The organism is Streptomyces sp. NPDC034111 (genome assembly GCF_055575375.1).
Genome location: NZ_JBVIST010000025.1, coordinates 18365 through 41131 on the forward strand (window position 1 = coordinate 18365; position 22767 = coordinate 41131).

A 22767-nucleotide genomic window follows, 5' to 3' on the forward strand; every position below is an offset into this window, starting at 1 on the left:
GGGAGATTGCTGCGCCGCTGCTCATTTCCGTTCTGATGCTCCCTCAGTCGATGTGTGTGGGCTCCGACCGCTCTATGTCGTTGCAGGCGTCCAGGAGGGAAGCCAGTTGCTGGGAAGGAGGGTCGGGGCGTACGGCCAGGTAGGTCTGGAGGGTGGGGGCGGGGGCGGTGAAGGGGCGGAAGGAGATGCGGGGAGCTGGTTGGATTTTGGCCTGAGGGGCGAAGTAGACCGTCCAGCTCGGCCTGCCGGTGGCGATGGCGGCAAGGGTGTCCTGGTCGGTGGTGAATGCGGCACCCATGACGGGGTCGAAGCCTGCCGCGCGGCAGGCGCCGAGGACCGTGTCGACCAGCTGAGGGTTGGTGTCGCGGGGCGTGATCCGAAGGGGCAGGCCGGCCAGGTCGGCGAGGGCGACGCTCGGCTGGGCGGCCAGCGGGTGTCCGGCGGGCAGGGCGGCGACCAGGACGTCGTGCCAGAGGGGCAGAAGCTCCAAGCCTGGACTGTGGTCGACGCCCCGGATGAAGGCGGCGTCCAGTTCGCCGTCGCGGACCTGCTGGAGTCTGGTCGCCTGGGGTGCGCTGACCAGCTCCACCATCAGCTGTGGGGCCCGCTCGGTCAGCGCGGTCAGTACCGCGTCCAGGCGCAGTCCGAGTCCGACGCTGGTACCGACCCGCAGGGTTGAGTCCCGCTCGGCCTGCAAGGCGGCCATCGCCTCGGTCGCCGAACGCTCGGCCCGCAGGATGGCGCGCGCGTGCGTCAGGAAGGTACGGCCTGCGGCGGTCAACGTCACGGTGCGGGTGGTGCGGTCGAAGAGCTCCAGGCCGAACTCGCGCTCCAGCCGCCGGATTTGCTGGCTGACGGTCGGCTGCACGATGTGCAGCCGCTCGGCGGCGCGTCCGAAGTGCAGTTCCTCGGCCACCGCAACGAAGTAGCGCACCTGACGCAACTCCACGTCGCCCCCCGATTCATCACAATCCTTGATCAGTCTAAGAGCGGACCGCTCCTTGGTCATCACCGGCCCGTCCGCTGGAATGGCCCACGTCAGACCAGCTCAGCGAGGGAGGCTCCACCGGTCCCACCGGCGGAGTCGCAGGGACGAGGAAGCGAGACGATGAGCTACGCGACGGTCAACGGCACCAGGCTCCACTACCAGGACCTCGGCTCCGGCCGGCCCTTGGTGTTCCTGCACGGCTGGGGCACCAGCGGCCGGGTGTGGGATGCCCAGGCGGCCGACCTGATGACCGACCACCGCGTGATCACCGTGGACTGGCGGGGCTGCGGCAGATCGGACCGGCCGGCCACCGGCTACAGCATCGCCCATGTCACCCGCGACATCCTGGAGTTCATCGACGCCCTGGAGCTGGACCGGCCGGTGCTGATCGGATCGTCGATCGCGGGCGCCTTCCTCATCGAGGCCGCCCTCGCCGCCCCGGAACGGATCGGCGCGATCGTCCCGGTGGACGCGGGCGTCCACCACTTCTCCGGGATGCGGGACGCGATGGACAAGCTGCTGGTGGACCTGCGCGCCGACCGGGCGGGCACCCTGGCAGACGTCGTCCCGCACTGGTACCGCCCGGGGGCCAGCGCCGCCATGATCGACTGGACTGTCCGGCAGCTGCTGGATTCCACATTCCTCGTCGACCGGCTCGTCGTCGACCAGGCCGGCTATGACCCGCGCCACCGGCTGGGCCGCATGCGGGTTCCCACCCACTTCCTGCACGGCGAGCTGGACACCGAGGTACCGCTCTCGGTTCCCCAGGAGTGCGCCGACCTCATTCCCGGCGCCCAACTGACGGTCATCGAAGGCGCCGGCCATATGTCCCAGCAGGACCAGGCCGAGCGCTTCAACCAGGCGCTCCGCGCAGCCCTGCGCTGGACGGCCCCCACCAACTGACGGGCCGGGCTGCCCGGTTCACCCCAACACCCCTTGGTCACGACCAGACGCCATGGAGGAGAGCATCATGCCTGTTGTCGACGTCGCCGTCTCCGGCGGTATCAGCAAGGCCAACTACCTCGTCACCGGAAACGGCCCGGGCCTGGTACTGGTGCACGGCACCGGTGCGACGGGCCAGGGCAACTGGGGGCGTCTCATCGAAGCCCTCAGCGAGCGCTACACGATCGTGGCCCCGGACTTTCCCGGCTCCGGCGGCACCCGTGACTCCGGCGGGCCGATCACCCTCCACGACCTGGTCGCCCACATCGTGACGGTGGCCCGGGACGCCGGCCTCGACCACTTCCACCTTGTCGGGCACTCGCTCGGCGCGGTCGTGGCCACGGCCACCGCGGCCCTCCACCCCGACCTGGTCGACTCTCTGACCACTCACGCCGGATGGGCGCGGTCCGATGCGCAGATGGCGTTCCAGTTCGAACTGTGGAAGCAACTGGTACGCACCGACCCGGCCGCAATGGCGCGGATGCTCCTGCTCACAGCCATGGGCAAGGACACCCTGCGCACCTGGGACACGGCCACGTTCGAGCAGGCGGCTGCCGCCTTCACCCAGCTGCTGAACGGTGCCCAGGACGGCTTCGCCCGGCAGGCCGAACTCAACATGACCATCGACATCACCGACCTCCTCCCGAACGTCACCGCCCCGACGCTGATCATCTCCAGCGCCGACGATCGCATCGTCGCTCCGCACCACCAGCTCGAACTGGCCGAGAGGATCCCGCACGCCCGGTTCCTGCGTGTGCCGGGCGGACATGGGCTCCCTGCGGAGAACCCGGCGCTCCTCACCACCAAGGTCACCGAACACCTCGACCAGGTCGGGTGACCCGTACACACCATCAGGACCATGGCCCGTCATGAACTGAACAGCAGCACCCCTGGGCACAGCGGGCGGCCACCAGAATCCTGCCGCAGCCGGCCTCACTCACCGACCGGGCAGGCTGGGTGAATGCCCGTCAGATGGTGCCGAGAGGTATTGCGTTGACGCGGACTCGTCGGCGTCGGCGTGGGGGCAGCGCGCCGCGATCCTCGCCAAGGCCCGGCACACCGCGGCGGCGAAGCTCTACCTGAACTGGTTGCTGTCCACCGATATGCAGGCCAGGAACAATGCTTTCGGCTGGCCGGTGCGCACCGACGTACGGCCGGCACCAGGCCTGAAGCCGATCTGGAAGTACGACAACGCCAACCTCGACGGCTTCGCCGCATTCATGGACGACCGTGCCGAGGTCGAACGCTGGCGGCAGACGCTGACGTTGTACGTCGGCGAGGTGCAAGGGGCGCCGAGCCCCACTTGGCTCGGCCTCCACCCCGGAGCCAACCGCTGACCGCACGCAGGGACATCGGCAAACCTTGAAGAGCCCATGAGGAGGAAGTGTCCTTGGGCTTTCTGGGGGCGCCCACTGACAGAAGCAGCTCGACCTCTCTGTTTCCGGTGGGGCCCGGCCGTGCGCCGCAGCTGACGACGCCCCCGCACGCCGGGCGGGCTGCCCCGGGCCGCGGACGCTACGCACGTATCTACCGGGTCAGTTCACGCAGGACTGCTGAGGCGAGGGCTGCGTCGAGCGCGCCGACGCCGGTCAGGTCTGCGACGGTGATCGCGTCGTCCGGCCGCTCGGCAGGTTCTTCAAGGAGGAAGCCGACGGGCGTGTCGTCGGTGGCGGTGACGGTTCCGGCGCGGACGGCGTGGCCGAAGTCGCCGTGGTGGAGGCACTGGTCGTGGTCGTCGGTCGCGATCAGTGCCGCACGGCCGAAGAGCGCCGGGGGGAGTTCGTTCTTGTGGGGCATGTCGGTGCCGATCCCGGTCACATGCGCGCCGTCCCGGACATGGGCGGCTTCCAGTACCGGGGCCGAGGCGGGGGTGGTGGTGAGGATGATGTCGGCGCCCGCGGCCTCTTCGGCGGAGGCGGGCCGGGCCTGATGGCCGCGCGCGGTGAACTCCTCGCACAGCGCACGGACCTTGGCCTGGCTGCGGCCGTGAACGAGCACCGTGCTGATCCGGCGGAGCGTGGCGAGCCATTCGACCTGGAGCCGGGCCTGTTCGCCGGTGCCGAAGACGGCCAGGGTCGTCGCACCGGGACGGGCCATGGCGTGGGTGATCAGCGCGCCCGCGGCGGCGGTGCGCCAGGCGGTGAGGAGCCCCTGATCGTCGAGGATCGCCTGGACCTGGCCGGTTCGGGCGCTGACGACGCAGACCAGACCGTGGTTGGAGGGCAGGCCGGCTGCGGGGTTGTGGTAGAAGCCGGTGGCGATCTTGACGATGAAGTCGGGGGCACCGGTGACCCAGCCCGCTTTGACGTGGCAGTCGCCGTCGGCCTGGGGGAATTGCAGGTGCATCGGTGGCGGCACGGTGGTGTGGCCGTGGGCGTGGGCGATCAGCGCGTCGCGGACGGTGTCGAGGACCAGATGCGGGGTGGCGGCCCGCTCGATGGCGGCCGCATCGAAGACCGTACGGGTCATTGGCGCTCCCGCATCGAAGACCGGGCGGAGCATTGGTGCTCCCGCATCGAAGACCGGGCGGGTCATCGGTGCTCCCGCATCCACTGGGCGAACGCGGCCAGGCCCTCTTCGGGATGGGCGCGGCCGATGCCGATGCGGAACCGGTCGGTGGGGGTGGGGGTGAGTTCGGAGCGGTAGATGCCGGCCGGCAGCAGCAGGACGCCGGCTTCCTCCACCAGGCGGGTGCAGAACTCCTCGACACCTTCAGGGCCGAGATAGCGGGGGTAGGCGACGCAGCCGCCATCGGGCGCCTGCCAGGTGAAGACGTCCGGGAATTCGGCGAAGAAGGCGTCGAAGAGCGGGAGGTTCCGCGCGATCAGGGCCCGGTTGCGGTCCAGGATGGTCGTGCGGGCCTTGAGTGCGATGCGGGCCAGGACCTCGCTGGGGGCGGAGTTGCAGATGGTGGTGTAGTGCTTGGCCCGCTCCAGCCGGGAGAGCAGGGCGCGGTCGCGGCAGGCGATCCACCCGATCCGCAGACCGGGCAGGCCCAGGGACTTGGAGGTCACGTTCAGCGACAGGGCACGCTCCGACAGGTCCGCGGCCTGTGGCAGGGTCCGGGCCGGATCGCGCTCCAGGCCGCGGTAGACCTCGTCGCTGAACAGATGGATGCCACGCTCGTCGCACAGCCGCGCCAGCTCGGTCAAGTCGGCGGCGCTGATGACCTTGCCGGTGGGGTTGTTGGGGAAGTTCACCGACACCACCCGGGTGTTCGGCCGGATCGCTGCCTGGATCTGGTCGAGGTCCAACGCCCAGTCGTGGTCCGGGTCGAGAGCGACGCCGGTCACCTCGCACAGCGCCAGCGGCACGGTCTCGGCCGCCTGGTAGTTCGGGGTCACCACGACCGCGTGGTCCCCGGCGTCGAGCAGGACGTTCATCGCCAGGTACAGGGCTTCTTCGGCGCCGGCGAAGCAGATGATGTCCGCGGCGTCCGCCCGCTCGTACATCTGGCTGATCGCCTCGCGCAGGGCCGGATCCCCGTAGGTCTCGGTGTAGCCCAGCGACAGGTTCGCGAACGCGGTCCGGTCCTGGTCGTCAGCCAGGGCGAGCAGTTCGCTGAGCGTCATGGTCTGCACGTCGGAGGCGGTCATATGGTGGCGCGCGGTGAACTCCCACCGGGAGAAGTACGTTTCCAGGCGGAAGTCGGGCAGTCGGGTCATCGCGTCCGGTCCTTTGCGTTCGGTGCCCTGAGCTCGGCGAGCAGGTTGTAGAGGGTGGATCGGGAGACCCCCAGGGCGCGGGCGACGACCGGGGTGGCACGGCGCACGGCGAAGACCTTGGCCTCGTCCAGCTGCCCAAGGACGGCCAGGCGATCGGCGCGGGTCAGCCGTTCCACCGGGCGGCCGCACTCGCGCACATAGGCGCCGACGATGTGCTGGACACGCTCGCTCCAGTCCTGCTCGAACAGCGGCTCAGGGCGGGCCACGGTCGGAGCGCCGAACGCGGACAGTACGGCCGCGGCCTGTTCCAGCGGTGTGCGGTCGAGATTGACGCACAGCACCGCCGCAGCCTTCCCGTCCGTATCACGCAGGACCGCGCTCACCGATGACAGCCGCCGGCCGTCCGCGAGCAGCTTCTCGTACGGCCCGAACACGTCCCGGGCCGATGGATCGAGGGCGTCCAACTCACCCAGCAGCGACGGATCCCCCGGGCCGCGCGAGCTCATCGGATTCCAGATCTCCAGGATCCGGTCGGTATCCGGATCGTGCAGGACCACCTCGGCGTACGGACCGAGCAGCAGCGCTACGGCCTGGCACGCCGGTGCCCACATCCGCACACGAGGGTCGGGGCCCTCCTCCGCAATCGCCATGGCTGGACTTTACATCCAGACTGGACGCGATGTCCAGGCCGGGGGTGCACGCTAGGGCACACCAGGCACGCCAGGCACGCCAGGCACGTGGCGGCTTGCGTCGTATGGGGCAGCTCACACCACACCGCTGGAACTCGCCCCTCCGTCTGTCCGACTCCCTGAGGTGGCATGGCAGCCCGCCGAGTCATCTCACCTCCGACCTGGGAGCGCCCGCGTGCCCACTGAACAACGTCCCGCAGCGAGCACCGCCGGCGATGCCCCGGACACCGTTGGCGATGCCCCGGACGCCGTCGGCTCCGACGCGCGCCGGCCGGCAGCAGCACGGCGCACCGGGTGGGCCGTCCTGCGCCCGCTGGTGCTGCGACTGCACTTCTACGCCGGTGTCCTCGTCGCCCCCTTCTTCCTCCTCGCCGCGGTCACCGGACTGCTCTACGCGGGCGCGTTCCAGGCGGAGAAGATCGTCTACGACAAGGAGTTGAGCGTCCCGGTCGGCACGCGCACGCTGCCGCTGTCACAACAGGTCGCCGACGCCCGTACGGCGCATCCGGAGGGCAGGATCACTGCGGTACGCCCGGCGCCGGAGCCGGGGGACACCACGCGCGTCCTGCTCTCCGACGTGCCGGGGGTGCCCGCCGACCACCAACTCGCCGTCTTCGTCAACCCGTACACCGGCGAGGTCCGCGGGGCGCTGCCGACGTACGGCTCCACGGGTGCGCTGCCGCTGCGCACCTGGCTCGACGCCTTCCACCGCGATCTGCACCTCGGCGAGAACGGACGGCTCTACAGCGAACTGGCCGCAAGCTGGCTGTGGGTGGTCGCCGGCGGCGGGCTCGCGCTGTGGCTCGGACGCCGGCGGAAGAACCGTACGCTCCGCACCCTCGCGCTGCCGGACCGCACCGCCACCGGCCGCCGCCGGACCCTGTCGTGGCACGGCACGGTCGGCGTATGGGCCGCGGTCGGCCTGATCTTCCTCTCCGCCACCGGTCTGACCTGGTCCGCGTACGCCGGGGAGAACATCGGCTCGTTCCGCGAGGCCCTGGGCCAGGCGACCCCGACCGTCTCCACGGCCTTGGCCGAGGACCACGCCCACCATGGCGGCCCGGCCGGGAGGAAGAGCAGTGCGCCGGGCGGTTCCGCCTCCTCGGACGTGGGGATCGACGCGGTGCTCAAGGCGGCCCGCGCCGAGGGGCTGTCCGATCCCGTCGAGATCGCTCTGCCGGCGGCCAAGGGCACCGCGTACGTCGTCAAGCAGGTCCAGCGCAGCTGGCCCGAGAAGCAGGACGCGGCCGCCGTGGACCCGGCGACCGGCAAGGTCACCGACGTCTCGCGCTTCGCCGACTACCCCGTGCTGGCCAAGCTCACCCGCTACGGCATCGACCTGCACACCGGCACCCTGTTCGGCCTCGTCAATCAGCTCGCCCTGGCGGCGCTCGCCCTCGCCCTGATCTTCCTGATCATCTGGGGCTACCGGATGTGGTGGCAGCGCCGCCCCACCCGCGAGCGTGCGCTGTCCTTCGGACGTCCGATTCCGCGCGGTGCGTGGCGGCAGGTTCCGCTGCCCGTGCTGATTCCGGTGGTGCTCGCCGTCGGGGTGGTGGGCTGGGTGGTGCCGCTGCTCGGTGTCTCGCTCGTCGGCTTCCTGGTCGTGGACATCGTCCTCGGGGCGCTTGCGCGGCGGCGTGCTGTTCCCGCGCCGGTGGACTGACTCACTTGTGGGACTGACGCCCGTGGGGAGTGACACCCGCATGGACCGGTGGCCCCGGCCCGGTGGGCGGGAACTGGTGGCCCGGCCCGTACGACTGACTGGACCGGGCCCCGGTTGGGGACGGAGTATCGGGAGGGCTGCGGTGCCGGCGAAGCGTGGTACGGAAACGGAATCACCATCAGGCTCTGGATCTGGGTCACCGTCTGGGATATCGGTGACACTGCTGCTGACGTCCGCAATGGCGTTCTCGATGATGCAGCTCTTCCTGATCGGAGCGCTCGGGCCGCGCCTGGTAAGTGAGTTGGGAATCTCCCGTACGGTGCTGGGCCTGACCACGACGGCGGGCTTCGGTGCGGCGGCATTGCTGTCGCCGGTGGCCGGGCGGCTGGTGGACCGGGTCGGTCCGCGGCGCTGTCTGGTGGCGCTGTTGCTGCTCGCGTCCGTGTCGCTGGCGCTGATCGGGGCCGCTCCGGGGGCGACGGCGCTGCTGTTGGCGGTGACGCTCGGCGGTCTGCCGCAGGCGCTGGCCAACCCGGCGACCAACAAGGTGATCCTGGCGGCCTTTTCGGCCGAGCGGCGCGGTGGGGTCACCGGACTCAAGCAGTCGGGTGTGCAGTTCGGCGCCTTCGTGGCGGGGCTTCCGCTGTCGCTGCTGGCGGCGGGGGTGGGCTGGCGTGGCGCGGTGTGGACGGCGGCCGGCACGGCGGCGGTGGCCGCGGGGTGGGCCGCCTGGGGGCTGCCGCAGGACCCGGACACGAAGGCCCCGGGTCCCCGCCCCGCCTCGTCCTCGCACGGTGTGACGAGGCGGCTGGCGGTCTTCTCCCTGCTGCTCGGCTGTGGCATCGCTTCGGTCAACACCTATCTGGCGTTGTTCGGTTCACAGCGGCTGGGACTCTCGCCGACCACGGCCGCCGCGTTGGTGGCCGTACTCGGAGTGGCGGGCATCGGCGGGCGTGTGGGGTGGTCGCGGCTGGCGGGGCGGCCGGGACGGGCCGAGTCGATGCCTGCGCTGCTGGCGGCCGGAGCGGTGGGTGCGGCGCTGCTGCTCGCCGTGGCGGCGCTGGCGCATCCGCTGGTGTGGGTGGCAGCGATCGCCGTCGGCTCGTTCGCGGTGTCGGCGAATGCGGTGTCCATGGTCCTGGTGATGCAGCGAGCGGCGCCGGGGCGTACCGGGCAGGACTCCGCGCTGGTGTCGGCGGGCTTCTTCGCCGGGTTCGCGGTGGGCCCGCCGTTGTTCGGCACGCTGGTCTCGGCCTCCGGGTACGTGCCGGGATGGCTGCTGGTGGCAGCCGAGTTCGGGGCGGCGGTGGCGGTTGCGGTACCGCTGATGTCCCGTCGCAGTGGGGGAGGGGAGACGGGATGAGCACATCGAAGGCATCGAAGGTATCGAGCACGTCGAGCACGTCCAAGAGGCCGAGCACATCGAGTACGTCGTCGGACGACGCGGCCTGGGCCGGTGAAGCGCTCGCGTCGCTTCTGGCGCGGGTCTCGGTGACGGTGGACGAGGCCGGTCCGCGCTTTCCGCTCTACGCGGGTGCGGGCAGGGGCGCGGACGGCGGATCGTGGCGGACCACCTCCCGTGGGTCGTGGACCGGCGGTTTCTGGGCCGGGCTGTTGTGGCTGCGGGCGCTCTCCTCGGGCGATCCGGCGCATCGGGCCGCGGCGGCCGACTGCACCCAGCGGTTGCGGTACTGGGTCGAGGAGGACACCGCCACCCGCGGGCTGGTGCTCTGGTACGGCACCGCGCTGGCCGCCGGGCCGGGTGGCGACGAGGCGGCGGCCGCGCTGAGGGACGATGCGGCGCGGGCTTGCCTGGCGGCGTACGAGCCGGACTGGGGGCTGGTGCCGTGGGGCGATGCGTTCGGTGGGCCGCGGTTGCTGGCACGGGCGGACGGGGTGCCGGGGCTCGTACCGCTGCTGGCCCGCGCGAAGGGCGGCGGGGTGGCCGCCGCGTACGGCCATCTCACCCGGCACCTCGACCTGTGTCTGTCCGAGGACCCGCCGCGTCCCGCGTGGCAGGCCGGGCCGCACGGTACGTGGACGGCGTACGCGGAGCCCGCTCCCGGTTGGAGCCGTACGGAGGCGTGGCTGCTGCTGGGGGTCGCCGACGGGCTCCACCGGCTGGGGGAGGACGGCCGGCTGCGGGAGGCGGCGGGACGGCTGGCCGCGCTGCGTCTCTCCTCCGGCGCGCGGCTCGTCCCATGGGCGCGGAGCGGACACCCACAGGGCCCCGTGGACACCTCCGCCGCCGCGATCGAGGCGGTGGCCGCACTGAAGCTGGCCGCGCTCGCGCGGACGGCGGGCGACCGGCAGGAGGGCGAGCGCCTGGCGCAACGAGGGGGCCTGATCCTGCGGCATTTGACGTCGGCTCATCTGTCTCCGTCAGGCGCCCTGCTCGACGGCTGCTACGACGCCGGCCGCGGCCTCGCCATGCACCATGAGCTGATCTGGGGGGACTTCTTCCTCGCGTGGGGACTGGCAGTAGTCACCGGGCTGGTGGAGCCCTTCGCGACCTGACGACGGCACTCATCATGAGGTGACGTCACGCCCTGAGGTCACGCCCTGAGGTCACGCCGCGGCGGCCGACCCGGAGCAGGTCACACCGTACCCTCGTAGCCGCGCAGCACACGCCGGGCCACCGCGGCGATGTGCAGTTCGTCCGGGCCGTCCAGCAGCCGCGCCGCGCGGCCCATGCGGAACAGGCCCGGCAGCGCGCTGTCCGGTCCCAGCCCGGCCGCCCCGTACACCTGGATCGCCGCATCGGCGACCTGTTGCAGCATCCGGGCCGCCGCGACCTTGGCGAGCCCGGTCTCCAGCCGGGCGTCGTCACCCGCCTCCAGGCGGGCCACCGCCTCGTACACCAGCGGCCTGGTCGTACGGATCGCCAACAGGGCGTCGAAGACCAGCTGTTGGACGAGCTGGCGGTCGGCCAGCGGACCGGACGTCTGGGTGCGCGACCGGGCCCGTGTGCACATCAGGTCGAAGGCCCGCTCGGCCTGTCCGAGCCAGCGCAGACACCGCAGTACGCGGCCGAGCCGCAGCCGCTCCCCGGCGATCCGCAGCGCCTGGCCGCGCGCGCCGACCAGGTGGTCCGGGGGTGTGGTGACACCGTCCAGTTCGATCTCCCACTGGCCGCCCGCACCGAGGACCGGCAGTTCACGCACGACCCGGAATCCGGGCGCGGAGGTGGGCGTCAGCAGGAGTGACAGGTCGTCTCCGGTGCGGGCCAGCACGGTCACCAGGTCGGCGTCGCCGGCGCCCGTGATGAACCACTTGCGGCCGTACAAGGTCCACGCCCCGTCGGGTCCGGGCTCCGCACGGGTGGCGGTCATTGCGGGGTCGGTACCGGGGGTGTCCGGTTCGGTCATCGCGTAGCAGGTGCGCAGCTCGCCCGCCGCGATACGCGGCAGATGGTGCTCCCGGACGGGTGCGGTGGCGTGGCGGGCGAGCATCAGCACGTCCAGCAGGGAAGCCGAGCCGAGGGCCGCGGGACCGTGGTCGCTGGCCCCCTCGGCCTCGGCCAGATGCGCGTAGCGGGACAGCGGCAGGCCCTGACCCCCGAACTCGGCGGGCAGTGGCAGCGCCCACAGCCCGGCGTCCTTCGCCTCCGCCTGGAGCCTTGTCAGTTCGGCGCGTGCGGCCGGCCCGCCCGCGTCGAGCACCGGCTCGGCGGGCATCACCCGCTGCTGGACGAATTCCGCCACCCGCCCGCGCAGTTCGGCGACGTCGGGCGGACAGTCCGGCAGCCCGAACCGGCCCCGGTCCGGGGACGGTTCCGCGCCCGGCGTGCCCTGGTCACGATTCGAAGAGTGCACGGCTTCCTCCGCAGAGTTCACGCTTTTCCTCCGCCGCAGAGTGCACGGCTTTGCTCCGCATTCACCGGGAACTCGGTGAACCCACAGTCCGACTTACTGGCCGTGGAGTTGGTCGGCCCCGGTCGTCGTCTGGTTCCCGTACGTCTCTGTCCGTGCGAGATCGCGGCGCACTGCCGCCGGAGAGGATTGCCGTGAATGCCGCGGGTCAGCCCACTGTCATCGGCGCGAACCAGCCATTGGAGGAGATGGACGTACGGGTTTCGGGCCCGGCGGCGCTCACCGCGCCGGCGCTGGCCCACCTGCGGGCGCTCGGCGCGCGGACACAGCAGTCGCCGGGCGGGCGGACCGGGCCCGCGCGGTTCGCCGCAACCGGTCCGGGACCGGGCGGGGTCACCGCGCACGCCGCCTGGGCCGATGTGCTGCCGGCCGCGGACGCCGCCGACGAGGCAACCGTCCAGGCGGTCACCGGGATGATGCAGGTGCACGGCAGACGCAACGGCGCACCGCGCGGCCTCGCGGTCGACTACGCCGCCACCTGCGCCTCCGTCCTCACCGTGCAGGGCCTGCTCGCCGGACTGCTGGGCCGGGCCCGTGGCGGGGGTACGGGCGGGGAGGTCGCCACGGGGGCCGACCGGGCCGCGCTGCTGACGATCTCCCAGTACCTCGCGGCGGCGAACGCGCCGGAGGCGGAGGCGGTCTCCTCCGCGCCCGGCGGCCCGCCGTTCACCGCCGCCGATGGCACCCGCTTCGAGCTGGAGGCGCTGGAGCCCGCCCCCTGGGCCCGGTTCTGGCGCGCACTGGGTGCGCCCGAGGACGCGATACGCACCGGCTGGCCCGCCTTCCAGTTCCGTTACGCGACCGCCTGTGCGCCCCTGCCCGAGGCGCTGCACCGGACGGCGGGCGCCACCTCCTGGGCGCGGATCGAGGAGGCCGCCGCCGCGTCCGGGGCCGAGGTCTGCGCGCTGCGCACGCTGGCGGGGCGGGTGGCGGAAGCGGCCCCCGCCGCACCGTGGACCCTGACGCCGCACGCCGGGGCGGCGCCGGTGCCGTCCCCGGGCTCGCCGCTCGCGGGCGACCTGCCCCTGTCCGGTCTGACGGTGCTGGAGGCGGGCCGCCGCATCCAGGCCCCGCTCGCCGCCCATCTGCTCGGTCTGCTCGGCGCCGACGTCGTACGGATCGAGCCGCCGGGCGGGGATCCGCTGCGCGGTATGCCGCCGTGCACGTCGGGCATCTCCGCCCGCTGGCTCGCCCTCAACCGGGGCAAGCGGGCCGTGGAGATCGACATCAAGTCGCCCGTCGGACAGGCCGAGTTGCGCGAGCTGGCGGCCGGCGCGGACGTCTTTCTGCACAACTGGGCCCCGGGGAAGGCGGAGCGGTTCGGGCTGGGCGCCGACCGTCTGGCGTCCGTCAACCCGGGCCTGGTGTACACGTACACCAGCGGCTGGGCGGACCGGCTGCCCGGCGCCCCGATGGGCACGGACTTCATGGTGCAGGCCCGCACCGGCGTCGGCGAGGCGGCCCGGCCCGCCGATGAGCCGCCCGCCCCCTCCCTGATGACCTTGATCGATGTGCTCGGCGGGCTGGTCGGCGCGGAGGCCGTGCTGGCCGGTCTGCTGCTGCGTGCCCGCACCGGCCGCGGCGTCCAGGTGGAGTCCTCGCTGCTCGGGGCCGCGGAGACGCTCACCGCGCCCGCGGTGCGGCGGGCCGCGGCGGGCCGGGACCCGCGCCGGCCGGCCGGATTCCGCCGCCCGCTGCCGACGGCCGACGGCTGGCTCGCACCGGCCGATGACGCCGCGCACGCGGCGGCGGCCGAGTCGGCGCGGCTGCGCGAACTGACGTCACATCAGGCGGTCGCCGCGCTGCGCGCGCAGGGCCGGACCGCCACCGCCGTGACCGCTGATCTCGGCGCGTTGCCCGAGGACCCGCGCCTGAAGGGGGTTTTCACCCGCGACGGGCACGGTTCCCTCGTCGTCCCCTCGCCCTGGAGGTTCGCATGACAAGCCCGTCCCCTTCCCCGATAGCGCCGCGGTTCCACGATCTGGTCCCCGCGGCGCTGCGCCGCGCCTGGGCCGCCGCGGGCCACTGCCCCGACCTGGATGTGTACGCGCTGTTCCGGGCACACCGGATCGCCCACCCGCACCGCACGGCCGTGATCGACGCACAGGGCGAGGTCAGTTACGCCGACCTGGACGACCAGGCCCGATGTCTGGCCACCGGGCTCGCCGACGCCGGCGTCCGCCCCGGTGACGTGGTGGGGATCCAACTCCCCAACGGCAGAGAGGCGGTGGCGGCCGACCTCGCCCTGGCCGCGCTCGGCGCGGTCGCGCTGCCCTTCCCGGTCGGGCGCGGCGGCCGGGAGGCGCTGTCGCTGCTCGGCCGCTCCGGCGCCGTCGCGGTCATCGCCGCGTCCGTGTACCGGGGTGTCGAGCACGCACGCGAGCTGGCCGAACTGGCCGCGACATGCGAGGAATTGCACGCGCTGCGCACGGTGATCGCGGCCGGCCCCGGCCAGACCCCGGACGGCTGCCGCTCACTGGCCGGTCTGCTCCGTACCGACCCGAGCGCCTTCTCCCCCGCCCGCCCCGACCCCGATACGGCCGCCCGGATTCTGGTCTCCTCCGGGTCCGAGGCAGAGCCCAAGATGGTGGCGTACGCACACAATGCGCTGGTGGGCGGCCGCGGCAATGCGTTCACCACGCTGCTGCGGGCGGGCACGGCGCCGCGCGCGCTGTTCCTGGTACCGCTCGCGTCCGCGTTCGGCAGCTACGGAACCGCCGTCACACTCGCCCGGCACGGCGGAACCCTGGTTCTGCTCGACCGTTTCACGCCCGACGCCGCCCTCGACGCGCTCCGCACCCACCGGCCCACCCACGTACTGGGCGTGCCCACCATGGTGCGCATGATGCTCGACCGGATGCCGGACGAACGCCCCCTGCCGCCCGGGCTGACCGCCCTGGTGCTCGGCGGCTCCGCCCTCGACGCGGCCACCCGCGAAGAGGCCCGGCAGGCCTTCGGCTGCGCGGTGGTCAACCTCTACGGTTCCGCCGACGGCGTCAACTGCCACAGCGGCCTCGCCGAGCGCTCGGGCCCGGAGGACGGCGCGGAGCAGGGCCCGGGGATCAGGGTGGGCAGGCCGGATCCCGCCGCCTGCGAGATCCGTATCGCCCGCCTGGACGGCGACGCCCCAGGGGAGCGGGAGGCCGGCAGTGGGGAAGCCGGGGAGATCCTCGCACGCGGCCCGATGACGCCGCTGTGCTACGTCGGGGCGCCCGAGCTGAACCGGCGCTACCGCACGGCGGACGGCTGGGTACGGACCGGAGATCTCGGCCTGCTGGACGCCAACGGAACGCTGCGCGTCGTCGGCCGCCTCAAGGACATCGTGATCCGCGGCGGGGCGAACATCAGCCCGGCGGAGGTCGAGGGCGAGCTCGCCTCCCACCCGGACATACGGGACGTGATGTGCGTCGGCGTGCCCGATCCGCTGATGGGGGAGCGCCTTGCGGCGTGTGTGGTGCCAAGGCCCGGTCGGCAGCCCGTACTTGAGAGCCTGTGCGCCCATCTGGACGCCCGCGGGCTGGAGCGCCGCAAGCACCCGGAGTGTCTGCTGCTGGTGACCGGCGACCTGCCGCTCACCCCGGCGGGCAAGCCCGACCGTGCCGCGCTGCGGGAGAAGGTGGCCGCGGAGTGGCACGGCGCCGAGCGGGTGCAGGTGGGCTGAACGCCACCGGGGAGGGCGCCGCGTACGACAGCCCTCCCCGGTCCGGCACCCGGTCAGGACGCGGAGAACACCGTTACCGCGGTCAGGACGCCGAGAACGCCTTCTCCATCTGCTGGGCCGCCTTGCGGTAGACCCCCAGCAGGTCGAGGTCCTTCCCCGGATAGTTGACGATGTTCAGCTGCTTGGCGCCCGATCCGGGCAGGACGGTCCCGGTCGACATGTTCTCGTTGTCCAGCACGAACGCGGGCTTCTTCGCCGACAGTGCGGACAGCTGGGCGGGCGTCACCGCCTCGGGACCGTACGTACCGACCACCTTCGCCCCGGCCAGCTTCGCCGCCCACGTGGTGAACATCTGCGACGCCACCGTCGGTGCCTTGCCGCCGGGCCAGGTCGCCTTCACCTGCTTGGCGAGGGAGTCCCACTCCGCGCCGAACGTGGTGTTCCACTTGGCGGCGGCCTCTCCCGTGCCGAACTTCTTTCCCAGCTTGGTCACTTCGGCCTTGGTCGCCTTGGGCGTGTTGTCCAGGTTGAGCTCGATCAGCTTGGCCTTGGAGCCCACCGCCTCCTTGATCCGCCCGGCCCAGGGCTCGAACGAGGCGTACAGCACATAGTCGGCCTCGGCGACCGCAGTCAGGTCGGACGGCTTCAGGTCGTAGTCGGGCGCGTGGCGGATCGAGGCGGGGACGATGTGCTTGACGTTCTTGGCACCGGCGGCCTTCGCCAGCGCCGCCTCCCAGGTGGAGGTGGCGACCACGACGGGGCCGGACGACCCCGCCCCCGGCTTGTCCGCCGTGTCCGAACCGTCCTTACCGGAACCGCCGCAGCCGGTCAGCAGGGTCAGCCCCGCGCTCAGTGCGGTGAGAGCGGCGAGGGGGCGGAAGAGGACGCGGACGTGCGCCATGAGGTTCTCCGTTCGGGGATGAGATGTGCCACGAGGGCGACCGCCCCCGCGGCGAGGACGAGCACCGGACCGGGCGGCAGGTCCCAGGCCAGCGAGATCAGAAAGCCGACGACGTTCACGACGACGCCGATGCCGATCGCCCAGAGCGTGATCGACGTCAGGGAACGGCCCAGGCGGCGGGCGGCAAGGGCCGGCAGCAGCGTCAGCGCATCCACCAGCAACGCGCCGGTGAGCCGCAGCGCACCGGCCACCGCGACCGCCACCAGGACCAGCAGCACCACGGTCAGCCGCTGCACCGCCACGCCGGAACACATCGCCAGCTCCCGGTCGTGCAGCAGCAGCGCCAGCTCGCGGCGCCGCCAGATGAACAGCCCCGGTACGGCCACCGCCAGCGCGCCCAGCACCACGAGATCGGCCGGGCGCACCGCCAGAATCGAGCCCCACAGCAGCGCGAAAGCGCCGTTGGCATTCACCCCGGAGAGCGCCAGCATCAGCAGCGCGGCAGCGATCGCCAGGCTCATCAGCAGCCCCATCGCCCCCGACAGGCCGCCGGGAGTACGGGCCAGCGGAGCCACCCCCGCCCCGGACAGCGCGCACGCCACCAGCGCGCACAACACCGGGTCCAGGCCGGCCAGTTGCCCCACCGCGATGCCCAGCAGCGCCACATGCATCATCGCGAAGCGCACCGGCATGATGTCCAGGCCGACGATCACCACTCCGACGACGGGCAGTCCGGCGGCGGCGAGCAACAGCCCGATCCCCGCCCGCTGCACCGGGACCAGCTGCAACAGGTCACCGACCTGCCCCCACCCGCTCACGCCACCTCCCGCACACGACCGGCCGCCATCTCCAGCGTCCGGTCACACCGCGCGGCCATCGCCCGGTCATGCGTCACGACGAGCAGCGTCACCGGCAGCGACGTCAGCACCTCCGCGGCTTCCTCCTGCCCCGCGAAGTCCAGCGCCGCGGTCGGCTCGTCCGCGAGCAGTACGCCCGCCCCGGCCGCCACGCACCCCACGGCCCGCGCCAGGTGCATACGCTGCAACTGCCCGCCCGAGAGGGTGCCCACCGGCCGGTCCGCCAGTCCGCCCACCCCCAGCCGGTCGGCCGCCTCCGCCGCCTGCGCCGGGGCACCGCTGCTCGCCAGCAACTCCCTTGACAGCAAAGGGAAGCGCCCGGCCGCAGGACGCTGCGGAATCCACCCGCACGCCCGCCGCCGCCACGCCCACTCGGCAGCGCTGCGACTGCCCCGCCCGCCGACCAGAATCTCCCCCTCGAACCGCCGGTGCAGACCGAGCACGGCCCGCAGCAGCGTCGTCTTGCCCGACCCGTTCGTACCGGTCAGCGCCACCCGCTCACCGGCCCGCACCTCAAGATCGACGCCGTGCACCGCCTCCAGCCGGCCATGCCGGCACACCACCCCCCGAAGCCGCACCTCGAGTCCGCCCGCACCGCTCATCTGCCGCCCCTCCGGGGGCCCTGCCCGCTGCTCGCTCCGTTCCACAGCCCACTAGTCGGCCCGACGCCGCAACGAGTTCCCGCCAACCGACGACTTCTTCACCGCCCGGCCTCCCAAAACTTCCCTGAGGCGCGATCCATTGCGTGCTCTCAGTCGTATCTCCCAATGGGGGGTGGGTCAGGAGGGAAGCTCATGGCGATCTTCAGTTACCTCATTCCGGCGAAACACGATCACCACAGGAAGGACACGAGCTCACGGCGCAGCGACACCAGTGGCAAGCGCCGCCGTCGTCGTCACCGCCGTCGCCGTACCAGCACCCATGGGCGCCGGTAACCGCACAGGACGGCTGAGCGGGCCGGAGCCCTGAGCTCCGGTCCGCTGGGCCCGCGATCTTTGAGGAATGCATGCCCATGGCGCGTGTCCCGCGGCATGTTCTGCGGCGTCTGCTGTCGGTGGGCGAGGATCCCGATGCCATCGTCGCTGCCGCACCACCGGTGCCCCTGCGTGGGATCTTCCGGCGCTTCTGGCCCTATACGCGCGGTGGCCGACGCTGGCTGGTTGTCCTCCTCTGCTTCAGCATGCTCGGGCCCGTGCTCGACGGGGCCGAGATCTGGCTCTTCAAGGTCGTGGTGGACGAGGTGCTCGTCCCGCGCGATCTGGGCCCCTTCCTGTGGATCGCGCTGGCCTACCTGGGACTCGTCATCGGTTCCGGCGTTCTGGGGTTCGCCGACGATGTGACGTCCACCTGGGTCAGTGAGCGCTTTCTGCTGGCCCTGCGGGCGGATGTGTTCCGGCACGTCCAGGGCCTCTCGCTCGGGTTCTTCGAACGACGGCGGCTGGGGGACGTACTGTCGCGTGTCACGGGCGATGTCGATGCGGTCGAGACGTTCCTCCTCTCGGGCGTGGCCAACGCCCTCTATTACGTGGTCCAGGTGGGCGTCTTCCTCGGTCTGCTCTTCTACCTGCGGTGGGACCTGACCCTCCTCGCGCTCGTCATCGCGCCGCTCTTCTGGAGGGCGGCCCGCCACTTCTCCCGGCTGATCAAGGACGCGTCACGGGAGCGCAGGCGCCGCAGCGGCTCGATCAGCGCGATCGCCGAGGAGTCGCTCGGCAACGTCGCCCTGGTGCAGGCGTACAACCGGCAGGGCTGGGAGCAGCGCCGGTTCGAGCGCGAGAGCGTGGGCAAGTTCCGGGCGGCGATGACGTCGGCCCGGATCCGCGCGGTCTACGGGCCGATCGTCGAGGTCATCGAGGTGAGCGGCGCGCTGGCCGTCATGGCCCTCGGCACTTGGAAGCTGGCACAGGGGCAGCTCACACTGGGCGGCCTGCTGGTCTTCCTCGCACTGATCAGCAAGCTCTACAGTCCGCTCCGCGATCTGTCCCACCTCAGCAACACGTTCTACGCGGCGTCCGCCTCGGCCGAGCGGATCATCGAGTTGCTGGACCAGCGCCCACAGGTCGTCGAGGCCTCCGCCGCCCGGCGGCTCGGACGGGCCCGCGGCGACGTGGCGTTCGACGGCGTCTCCTTCCGCTATCCGGGCACGTCCCGGTGGGCGCTGTCCGGGGTGACCTTCCACGTGGCGCCCGGCGGGACGCTGGCGCTGGTCGGGGCGAGCGGCGCCGGCAAGTCCACGGTCGCGAAGCTGCAACTGCGCTTCTACGACCCGGATCAGGGCGTGGTCCGCCTCGACGGGACCGATCTGAGGGACGTACGGCTGGCCGAGCTGCGGGAGAACGTCGCGGTGGTACTCCAGGAGACGCTGGTCTTCCACGGCACCGTGCGGGAGAACAGCGCCTACGGCCGCCCGGACGCGACGGAGGCGGAGATCGTGGCCGCGGCCCGCGCCGCCGATGCGGACGAGTTCATCCGGCTGCTTCCGGACGGCTATGACACCGTGGTGGGCCAGCGCGGCCGGACCCTGTCAGGAGGGCAGCGCCAGCGCCTCGCGATCGCCCGCGCGATGATCAGAGACGCCCCGGTACTGCTGCTCGACGAACCCACCACGGGGCTCGACGCCCAGTCCGGCCGCCGGATCATGGAACCGCTGCGCCGGCTCATGGCCCGGCGGACCACCATCGTCATCTCGCACAATCTGCTCACCGTCCGCGATGCCACCTGCATCGTGGTGCTCGACCACGGCCGGGTCGTCGAGCGCGGCACACACGACGACCTGCTCGCGCACGGCGGGACCTACGCCCGGCTGCACCGCCTGAACGCGGTGACCGGTCCCGCGCTCTCGGGCGCCCCGCTCACGGGCAAGGTGCCGTCATGAGTGCCACCGCACCACCGGCTCCGCCCCTGGCACCCGGCCAGAGGCCCGCCCCGGGCTACGAGGTCCTGGCGCACCTGGCGCGGACCGGCTGGCTCGACCTGTACGACGCCTGGAGCGAGGAACGGGACTGCCGGTGCGTGCTCAAGGTCGTACGCCCCGACCGCCGCCACGAGGAGCGGCTGCGCGAGCGGCTGCTGCGCGAGGGCCGCTGGCTGGGGGCCTTCAGCCATCCGCACCTGGTCCGCGCGTACGAGACCTTCGAGTCGCCCGAGCCGCTCGTCGTGCTGGAGACGCTGACCGGCGAGACGCTGTCCCATCTCATCCACCGGCTGCGGCGCCGGCCGTCGGCCGAGGACGTGGCCCTCCTCGGCGTGCACCTGTGTTCCGCGATCCACTACCTCCACGGTCAGGGCCTGCTGCACCTCGACCTCAAGCCCTCCAACGTCGTCGTCGACTGCGGGCACGCCAAGGTGCTCGACCTCAGCGTCGCGCGGCCGCCCGGCCTCGCTCCTGCCGGTGTCGGCACGTTCTGCTATCTCGCTCCCGAGCAGGCGCGCGGCGGGCCGCTGACGGCCGCCGCCGATGTGTGGGGGATCGGCGTCACGTTGTACGAAGTCGCCACCGGTGACCTGCCGTTCGACTGCGGTGAGCCCATGGACGAGAACGTGGATGAGAACGCGGACGAGGACGAGGACGAGGACGTGGACGAGGCGGGGGAGGAGTGGCCGGACGGCACCGGTGACGACGCCACCGGCCCGGACGACCGGTATCCGCAGCTTGAGGAAGTGGCCCCGCCGATCGGGTCCCGCCGACGCCTGCCGCGTGCTCTCGCCACAGCCGTCGACGACTGCCTGCGGCCCGATCCGGCCGCCCGGCCCCCGGTCCGGGAACTCGCCGCCGCCTTCGACGCCGTCCTGCCGTGGCAGCGGCGCCACGCGGCACACGCATGACGGTTACTGCATGCCTGTACGTCTACGGCGTCGACTGGAAGTGCGCGGTGGCGAGGACGGTGCCGTCGGCCGAGGTCAGGCGAGCGCCCGAGACGGTGGACGGGTCCACCGGTATGGGGGCTCCCCAGTAGCCGTAGCCGTCGTGGAGGGCGAATGTGCCGACCCGCACGGTGGTGCCGTCCGTCCGCTCCAGCACACACGTGACCTTCCCGCTGTACGGGATCCCGGCGTCGTCGAGGTCGACGGACATGTACAACCAGGCCGGCGCTCCGGTATGCACGAAGATCTCACCGGACGGCTGTCGATCGGCACCGGCCGCCATCAGATCCCCGCGCAGCATTCCCGAACCGACCACCACGGACTGCGAAGGGGCTGCCGCATTCTCGATGGCCGTACCGACGGCCCAGCCGCCGAACCCGAAGGCCAGCGCGGAGGCGGCAACGGCGGAGGCGAACCGCAGCCGTACCCGCCCGCGGCGCCCCATGCGCCTGCGACGGAGCCCCCGCAAGTGCCGGCGACCGTCGTGCGTCGCCGCGGGCCGGGCCAGGGACCGCGCCACCCGGGTCTCGAACCCGACCGGCGGCTCACGGCCCGGCAGCAGGCCGACCAGCCCGTCGCTGACGAGCGTCAGCTGCCCCACGTACTCCCGGCAGTGGGCGCAGCGGTCCAGATGCGCCACCGCCTCGGCCCGCTCTCGGGCCGGGAGAACTCCCAGCGCCAGCTCGGCGCCGACCTCCAGCAGCTTTTGGCAGGTCACGTTCTCAGACATGGTCGCCTCGCTTCGGAGACGCGAGCGTGGTCCGCAGTTTCCCCATCGCCGTTCTGATCCGCGTCTTGGCCGTGCCCAGAGGGATGTTCTCCCGGTCGGCGATCTGCTGAGCCGTCATTCCGTAGATGCCCGCCATCACCAGGGCGCGGCCCTGTTCGCGCGGCAGTTGGGCCACGGCGGCCCGCAGCCTGGACGACGCCTCGTCGGCGAGCGCCTGCTGCTCCGGGGTCTCGGTCACCACACCGAGGAGCGCGTCGAGATCTTCGGGTGCCATCGGCTCCGGCCGACGCGAGCGCATGGCGTCGATGGCGAGGTTGTGCGCAATGGTCGTCAGCCAGGTCGCCACCGATCCCCGGCGGGAGTCATAGATCTGCGCGTGCCGCCATGCGCGCTCGAACGTCTGCTGGGCGATGTCCTCGGCGAGCTGTGGATCGCCGAGGACAGCGAGGGCGACACCGAAGACCCTGTGCTGGAACCGCCGTACGAAAGTGACCGCGAGTTCTGGGTCGCCGGTGGCCAGTCCGGACAGCAGAGCCTCGTCCGGGAGGCGGCCTACTGGGAACCCAAACCCCTGCATACCCGTATATACGGACCGTCCCGGCCGGCGGATTGCCTGGCGACGGCGGGAAACCACCCTCCTATTGTCCTCCGGTTCCACCCCGGTCCACCTCGGCGGTCACTCCCATGGCCACGCGGGTCCGGTTCCGGGCTGATCTCCGAAGAGCGACGGCGGTTACTGAACGTGCCGGGCGGATCTCATCGCGTGTGCTGCATGTGGTACAGCTTCCGCACGAAGAGGACCCCGAGCGCAGCTGCCGCGATGCCGGCTCACCGCCTTCCGCGTTCTGCTCTGCGGCGGTCAACCAGATTTATTTCTTGCGGAGTTGTCGGTCGGTCGGTGGGGGCGGGGCGCCCGGCGTCGGCCCGCCCGC

General features: G+C 72.1%; 20 protein-coding genes. 10 read left to right on the top strand and 10 right to left on the bottom strand.

The features are described from left to right. Positions 1-43: 43 nt before the first annotated feature. Positions 44-949, bottom strand: coding sequence for a LysR family transcriptional regulator (locus tag ACZ55A_RS33995; RefSeq protein ID WP_468848538.1), 906 nt, complete (start codon positions 947-949; stop codon positions 44-46). A 159-nt stretch (positions 950-1108) separates the two neighbouring features. Between ACZ55A_RS33995 and ACZ55A_RS34000 the strand changes: the two genes are divergently transcribed. The 3 genes from ACZ55A_RS34000 (at position 1109) to ACZ55A_RS34010 (ending at position 3267) form a co-directional block, all read left to right on the top strand. Further along, positions 1109-1891: an alpha/beta fold hydrolase gene (locus tag ACZ55A_RS34000; RefSeq protein WP_468848540.1), complete on the top strand. Its 783-nt coding sequence runs from the start codon at positions 1109-1111 to the stop codon at positions 1889-1891. Between the two features lie 67 nt (positions 1892-1958). After that, complete coding sequence (locus ACZ55A_RS34005) at positions 1959-2768, top strand: alpha/beta fold hydrolase (protein WP_468848543.1); 810 nt, start codon at positions 1959-1961, stop codon at positions 2766-2768. A gap of 250 nt (positions 2769-3018) precedes the next feature. Further along, complete coding sequence (locus tag ACZ55A_RS34010) at positions 3019-3267, top strand: hypothetical protein (RefSeq protein WP_468848546.1); 249 nt, start codon at positions 3019-3021, stop codon at positions 3265-3267. A gap of 190 nt (positions 3268-3457) precedes the next feature. Here the strand turns inward: ACZ55A_RS34010 and ACZ55A_RS34015 are convergent, their stop codons facing one another. The 3 genes from ACZ55A_RS34015 to ACZ55A_RS34025 form a co-directional block, all read right to left on the bottom strand. After that, positions 3458-4399 (bottom strand): ornithine cyclodeaminase family protein, encoded by a 942-nt coding sequence (locus tag ACZ55A_RS34015; RefSeq protein ID WP_468848548.1) that lies wholly within the window; start codon positions 4397-4399, stop codon positions 3458-3460. A gap of 62 nt (positions 4400-4461) precedes the next feature. Beyond that, complete coding sequence (locus ACZ55A_RS34020; RefSeq protein WP_468848551.1) at positions 4462-5595, bottom strand: aminotransferase class I/II-fold pyridoxal phosphate-dependent enzyme; 1134 nt, start codon at positions 5593-5595, stop codon at positions 4462-4464. Next, a complete protein-coding gene (locus tag ACZ55A_RS34025) occupies positions 5592-6245 on the bottom strand; it encodes a helix-turn-helix transcriptional regulator (protein ID WP_468848553.1) in 654 nt (217 codons plus the stop codon). The genes ACZ55A_RS34020 and ACZ55A_RS34025 overlap by 4 nt, the downstream gene beginning before the upstream one ends. Positions 6246-6459: 214 nt before the next feature. Here ACZ55A_RS34025 and ACZ55A_RS34030 point away from each other — a divergent pair, with 214 nt between their 5' ends. The 3 genes from ACZ55A_RS34030 to ACZ55A_RS34040 all read left to right on the top strand — a co-directional run bounded on the left by ACZ55A_RS34030 (position 6460) and on the right by ACZ55A_RS34040 (position 10467). Beyond that, positions 6460-7950 (top strand): PepSY-associated TM helix domain-containing protein, encoded by a 1491-nt coding sequence (locus ACZ55A_RS34030; protein WP_468848556.1) that lies wholly within the window; start codon positions 6460-6462, stop codon positions 7948-7950. A gap of 214 nt (positions 7951-8164) precedes the next feature. Next, positions 8165-9313 carry an MFS transporter gene (locus tag ACZ55A_RS34035; RefSeq protein WP_468848558.1) on the top strand — a complete coding sequence of 383 codons (1149 nt, stop codon included), beginning with the start codon at positions 8165-8167 and terminating at the stop codon, positions 9311-9313. Continuing rightward, positions 9310-10467 carry a sugar ABC transporter permease gene (locus ACZ55A_RS34040; protein WP_468848561.1) on the top strand — a complete coding sequence of 386 codons (1158 nt, stop codon included), beginning with the start codon at positions 9310-9312 and terminating at the stop codon, positions 10465-10467. Before ACZ55A_RS34035 ends, ACZ55A_RS34040 begins: the two co-directional genes overlap by 4 nt. 80 nt (positions 10468-10547) lie before the next feature. Here ACZ55A_RS34040 and ACZ55A_RS34045 read toward each other — a convergent pair whose 3' ends face one another. Beyond that, positions 10548-11696 (bottom strand): acyl-CoA dehydrogenase family protein, encoded by a 1149-nt coding sequence (locus ACZ55A_RS34045; RefSeq protein ID WP_468848655.1) that lies wholly within the window; start codon positions 11694-11696, stop codon positions 10548-10550. Positions 11697-12010: 314 nt separating this feature from the next. On the opposite strand from ACZ55A_RS34045, the gene ACZ55A_RS34050 reads away from it, so the two are divergent. Beyond that, positions 12011-13762: a CoA transferase gene (locus ACZ55A_RS34050; RefSeq protein WP_468848657.1), complete on the top strand. Its 1752-nt coding sequence runs from the start codon at positions 12011-12013 to the stop codon at positions 13760-13762. After that, complete coding sequence (locus tag ACZ55A_RS34055; RefSeq protein ID WP_468848564.1) at positions 13759-15483, top strand: class I adenylate-forming enzyme family protein; 1725 nt, start codon at positions 13759-13761, stop codon at positions 15481-15483. The genes ACZ55A_RS34050 and ACZ55A_RS34055 overlap by 4 nt, the downstream gene beginning before the upstream one ends. A gap of 82 nt (positions 15484-15565) precedes the next feature. Here the strand turns inward: ACZ55A_RS34055 and ACZ55A_RS34060 are convergent, their stop codons facing one another. Genes ACZ55A_RS34060 through ACZ55A_RS34070 form a run of 3 tightly spaced genes read right to left on the bottom strand, consistent with a single transcriptional unit; the run spans position 15566 to position 17843 of the window. Then, positions 15566-16384: a metal ABC transporter substrate-binding protein gene (locus tag ACZ55A_RS34060; RefSeq protein ID WP_468848565.1), complete on the bottom strand. Its 819-nt coding sequence runs from the start codon at positions 16382-16384 to the stop codon at positions 15566-15568. Next, positions 16333-17202, bottom strand: coding sequence for a metal ABC transporter permease (locus tag ACZ55A_RS34065; protein WP_468848567.1), 870 nt, complete (start codon positions 17200-17202; stop codon positions 16333-16335). Before ACZ55A_RS34065 ends, ACZ55A_RS34060 begins: the two co-directional genes overlap by 52 nt. Next, positions 17199-17843 carry an ABC transporter ATP-binding protein gene (locus tag ACZ55A_RS34070; RefSeq protein ID WP_468848569.1) on the bottom strand — a complete coding sequence of 215 codons (645 nt, stop codon included), beginning with the start codon at positions 17841-17843 and terminating at the stop codon, positions 17199-17201. The genes ACZ55A_RS34065 and ACZ55A_RS34070 overlap by 4 nt, the downstream gene beginning before the upstream one ends. Before the next feature lie 410 nt (positions 17844-18253). Between ACZ55A_RS34070 and ACZ55A_RS34075 the strand changes: the two genes are divergently transcribed. Together ACZ55A_RS34075 and ACZ55A_RS34080 are read left to right on the top strand one after the other, a co-directional pair. After that, on the top strand, positions 18254-20116 hold the full coding sequence (locus ACZ55A_RS34075; RefSeq protein ID WP_468848571.1) for an ABC transporter ATP-binding protein: 1863 nt from the start codon (positions 18254-18256) through the stop codon (positions 20114-20116). Continuing rightward, positions 20113-21066 (top strand): serine/threonine-protein kinase, encoded by a 954-nt coding sequence (locus ACZ55A_RS34080; RefSeq protein ID WP_468848572.1) that lies wholly within the window; start codon positions 20113-20115, stop codon positions 21064-21066. Before ACZ55A_RS34075 ends, ACZ55A_RS34080 begins: the two co-directional genes overlap by 4 nt. Before the next feature lie 22 nt (positions 21067-21088). Here the strand turns inward: ACZ55A_RS34080 and ACZ55A_RS34085 are convergent, their stop codons facing one another. Both ACZ55A_RS34085 and ACZ55A_RS34090 read right to left on the bottom strand, forming a co-directional pair. Continuing rightward, positions 21089-21835: a hypothetical protein gene (locus tag ACZ55A_RS34085; RefSeq protein ID WP_468848574.1), complete on the bottom strand. Its 747-nt coding sequence runs from the start codon at positions 21833-21835 to the stop codon at positions 21089-21091. After that, on the bottom strand, positions 21828-22412 hold the full coding sequence (locus tag ACZ55A_RS34090) for an RNA polymerase sigma factor (protein ID WP_468848576.1): 585 nt from the start codon (positions 22410-22412) through the stop codon (positions 21828-21830). Before ACZ55A_RS34090 ends, ACZ55A_RS34085 begins: the two co-directional genes overlap by 8 nt. Between the last annotated feature and the right edge of the window lie 355 nt (positions 22413-22767).

Excerpts from the sequence above, each read along its gene's own strand:
- ACZ55A_RS34050 (WP_468848657.1), top strand. The coding sequence starts at position 12,011 with ATGGACGTACGGGTTTCGGGCCCGGCGGCGCTCACCGCGCCGGCGCTG.
- ACZ55A_RS34060 (WP_468848565.1), bottom strand. The coding sequence starts at position 16,384 with ATGGCGCACGTCCGCGTCCTCTTCCGCCCCCTCGCCGCTCTCACCGCA.
- ACZ55A_RS34040 (WP_468848561.1), top strand. The coding sequence starts at position 9,310 with ATGAGCACATCGAAGGCATCGAAGGTATCGAGCACGTCGAGCACGTCC.
- ACZ55A_RS34005 (WP_468848543.1), top strand. The coding sequence starts at position 1,959 with ATGCCTGTTGTCGACGTCGCCGTCTCCGGCGGTATCAGCAAGGCCAAC.
- ACZ55A_RS34025 (WP_468848553.1), bottom strand. The coding sequence starts at position 6,245 with ATGGCGATTGCGGAGGAGGGCCCCGACCCTCGTGTGCGGATGTGGGCA.
- ACZ55A_RS34020 (WP_468848551.1), bottom strand. The coding sequence starts at position 5,595 with ATGACCCGACTGCCCGACTTCCGCCTGGAAACGTACTTCTCCCGGTGG.
- ACZ55A_RS34055 (WP_468848564.1), top strand. The coding sequence starts at position 13,759 with ATGACAAGCCCGTCCCCTTCCCCGATAGCGCCGCGGTTCCACGATCTG.
- ACZ55A_RS34090 (WP_468848576.1), bottom strand. The coding sequence starts at position 22,412 with ATGCAGGGGTTTGGGTTCCCAGTAGGCCGCCTCCCGGACGAGGCTCTG.
- ACZ55A_RS34085 (WP_468848574.1), bottom strand. The coding sequence starts at position 21,835 with ATGTCTGAGAACGTGACCTGCCAAAAGCTGCTGGAGGTCGGCGCCGAG.
- ACZ55A_RS34000 (WP_468848540.1), top strand. The coding sequence starts at position 1,109 with ATGAGCTACGCGACGGTCAACGGCACCAGGCTCCACTACCAGGACCTC.
- ACZ55A_RS34075 (WP_468848571.1), top strand. The coding sequence starts at position 18,254 with ATGGCGCGTGTCCCGCGGCATGTTCTGCGGCGTCTGCTGTCGGTGGGC.
- ACZ55A_RS34080 (WP_468848572.1), top strand. The coding sequence starts at position 20,113 with ATGAGTGCCACCGCACCACCGGCTCCGCCCCTGGCACCCGGCCAGAGG.
- ACZ55A_RS34015 (WP_468848548.1), bottom strand. The coding sequence starts at position 4,399 with ATGACCCGTACGGTCTTCGATGCGGCCGCCATCGAGCGGGCCGCCACC.
- ACZ55A_RS34070 (WP_468848569.1), bottom strand. The coding sequence starts at position 17,843 with ATGAGCGGTGCGGGCGGACTCGAGGTGCGGCTTCGGGGGGTGGTGTGC.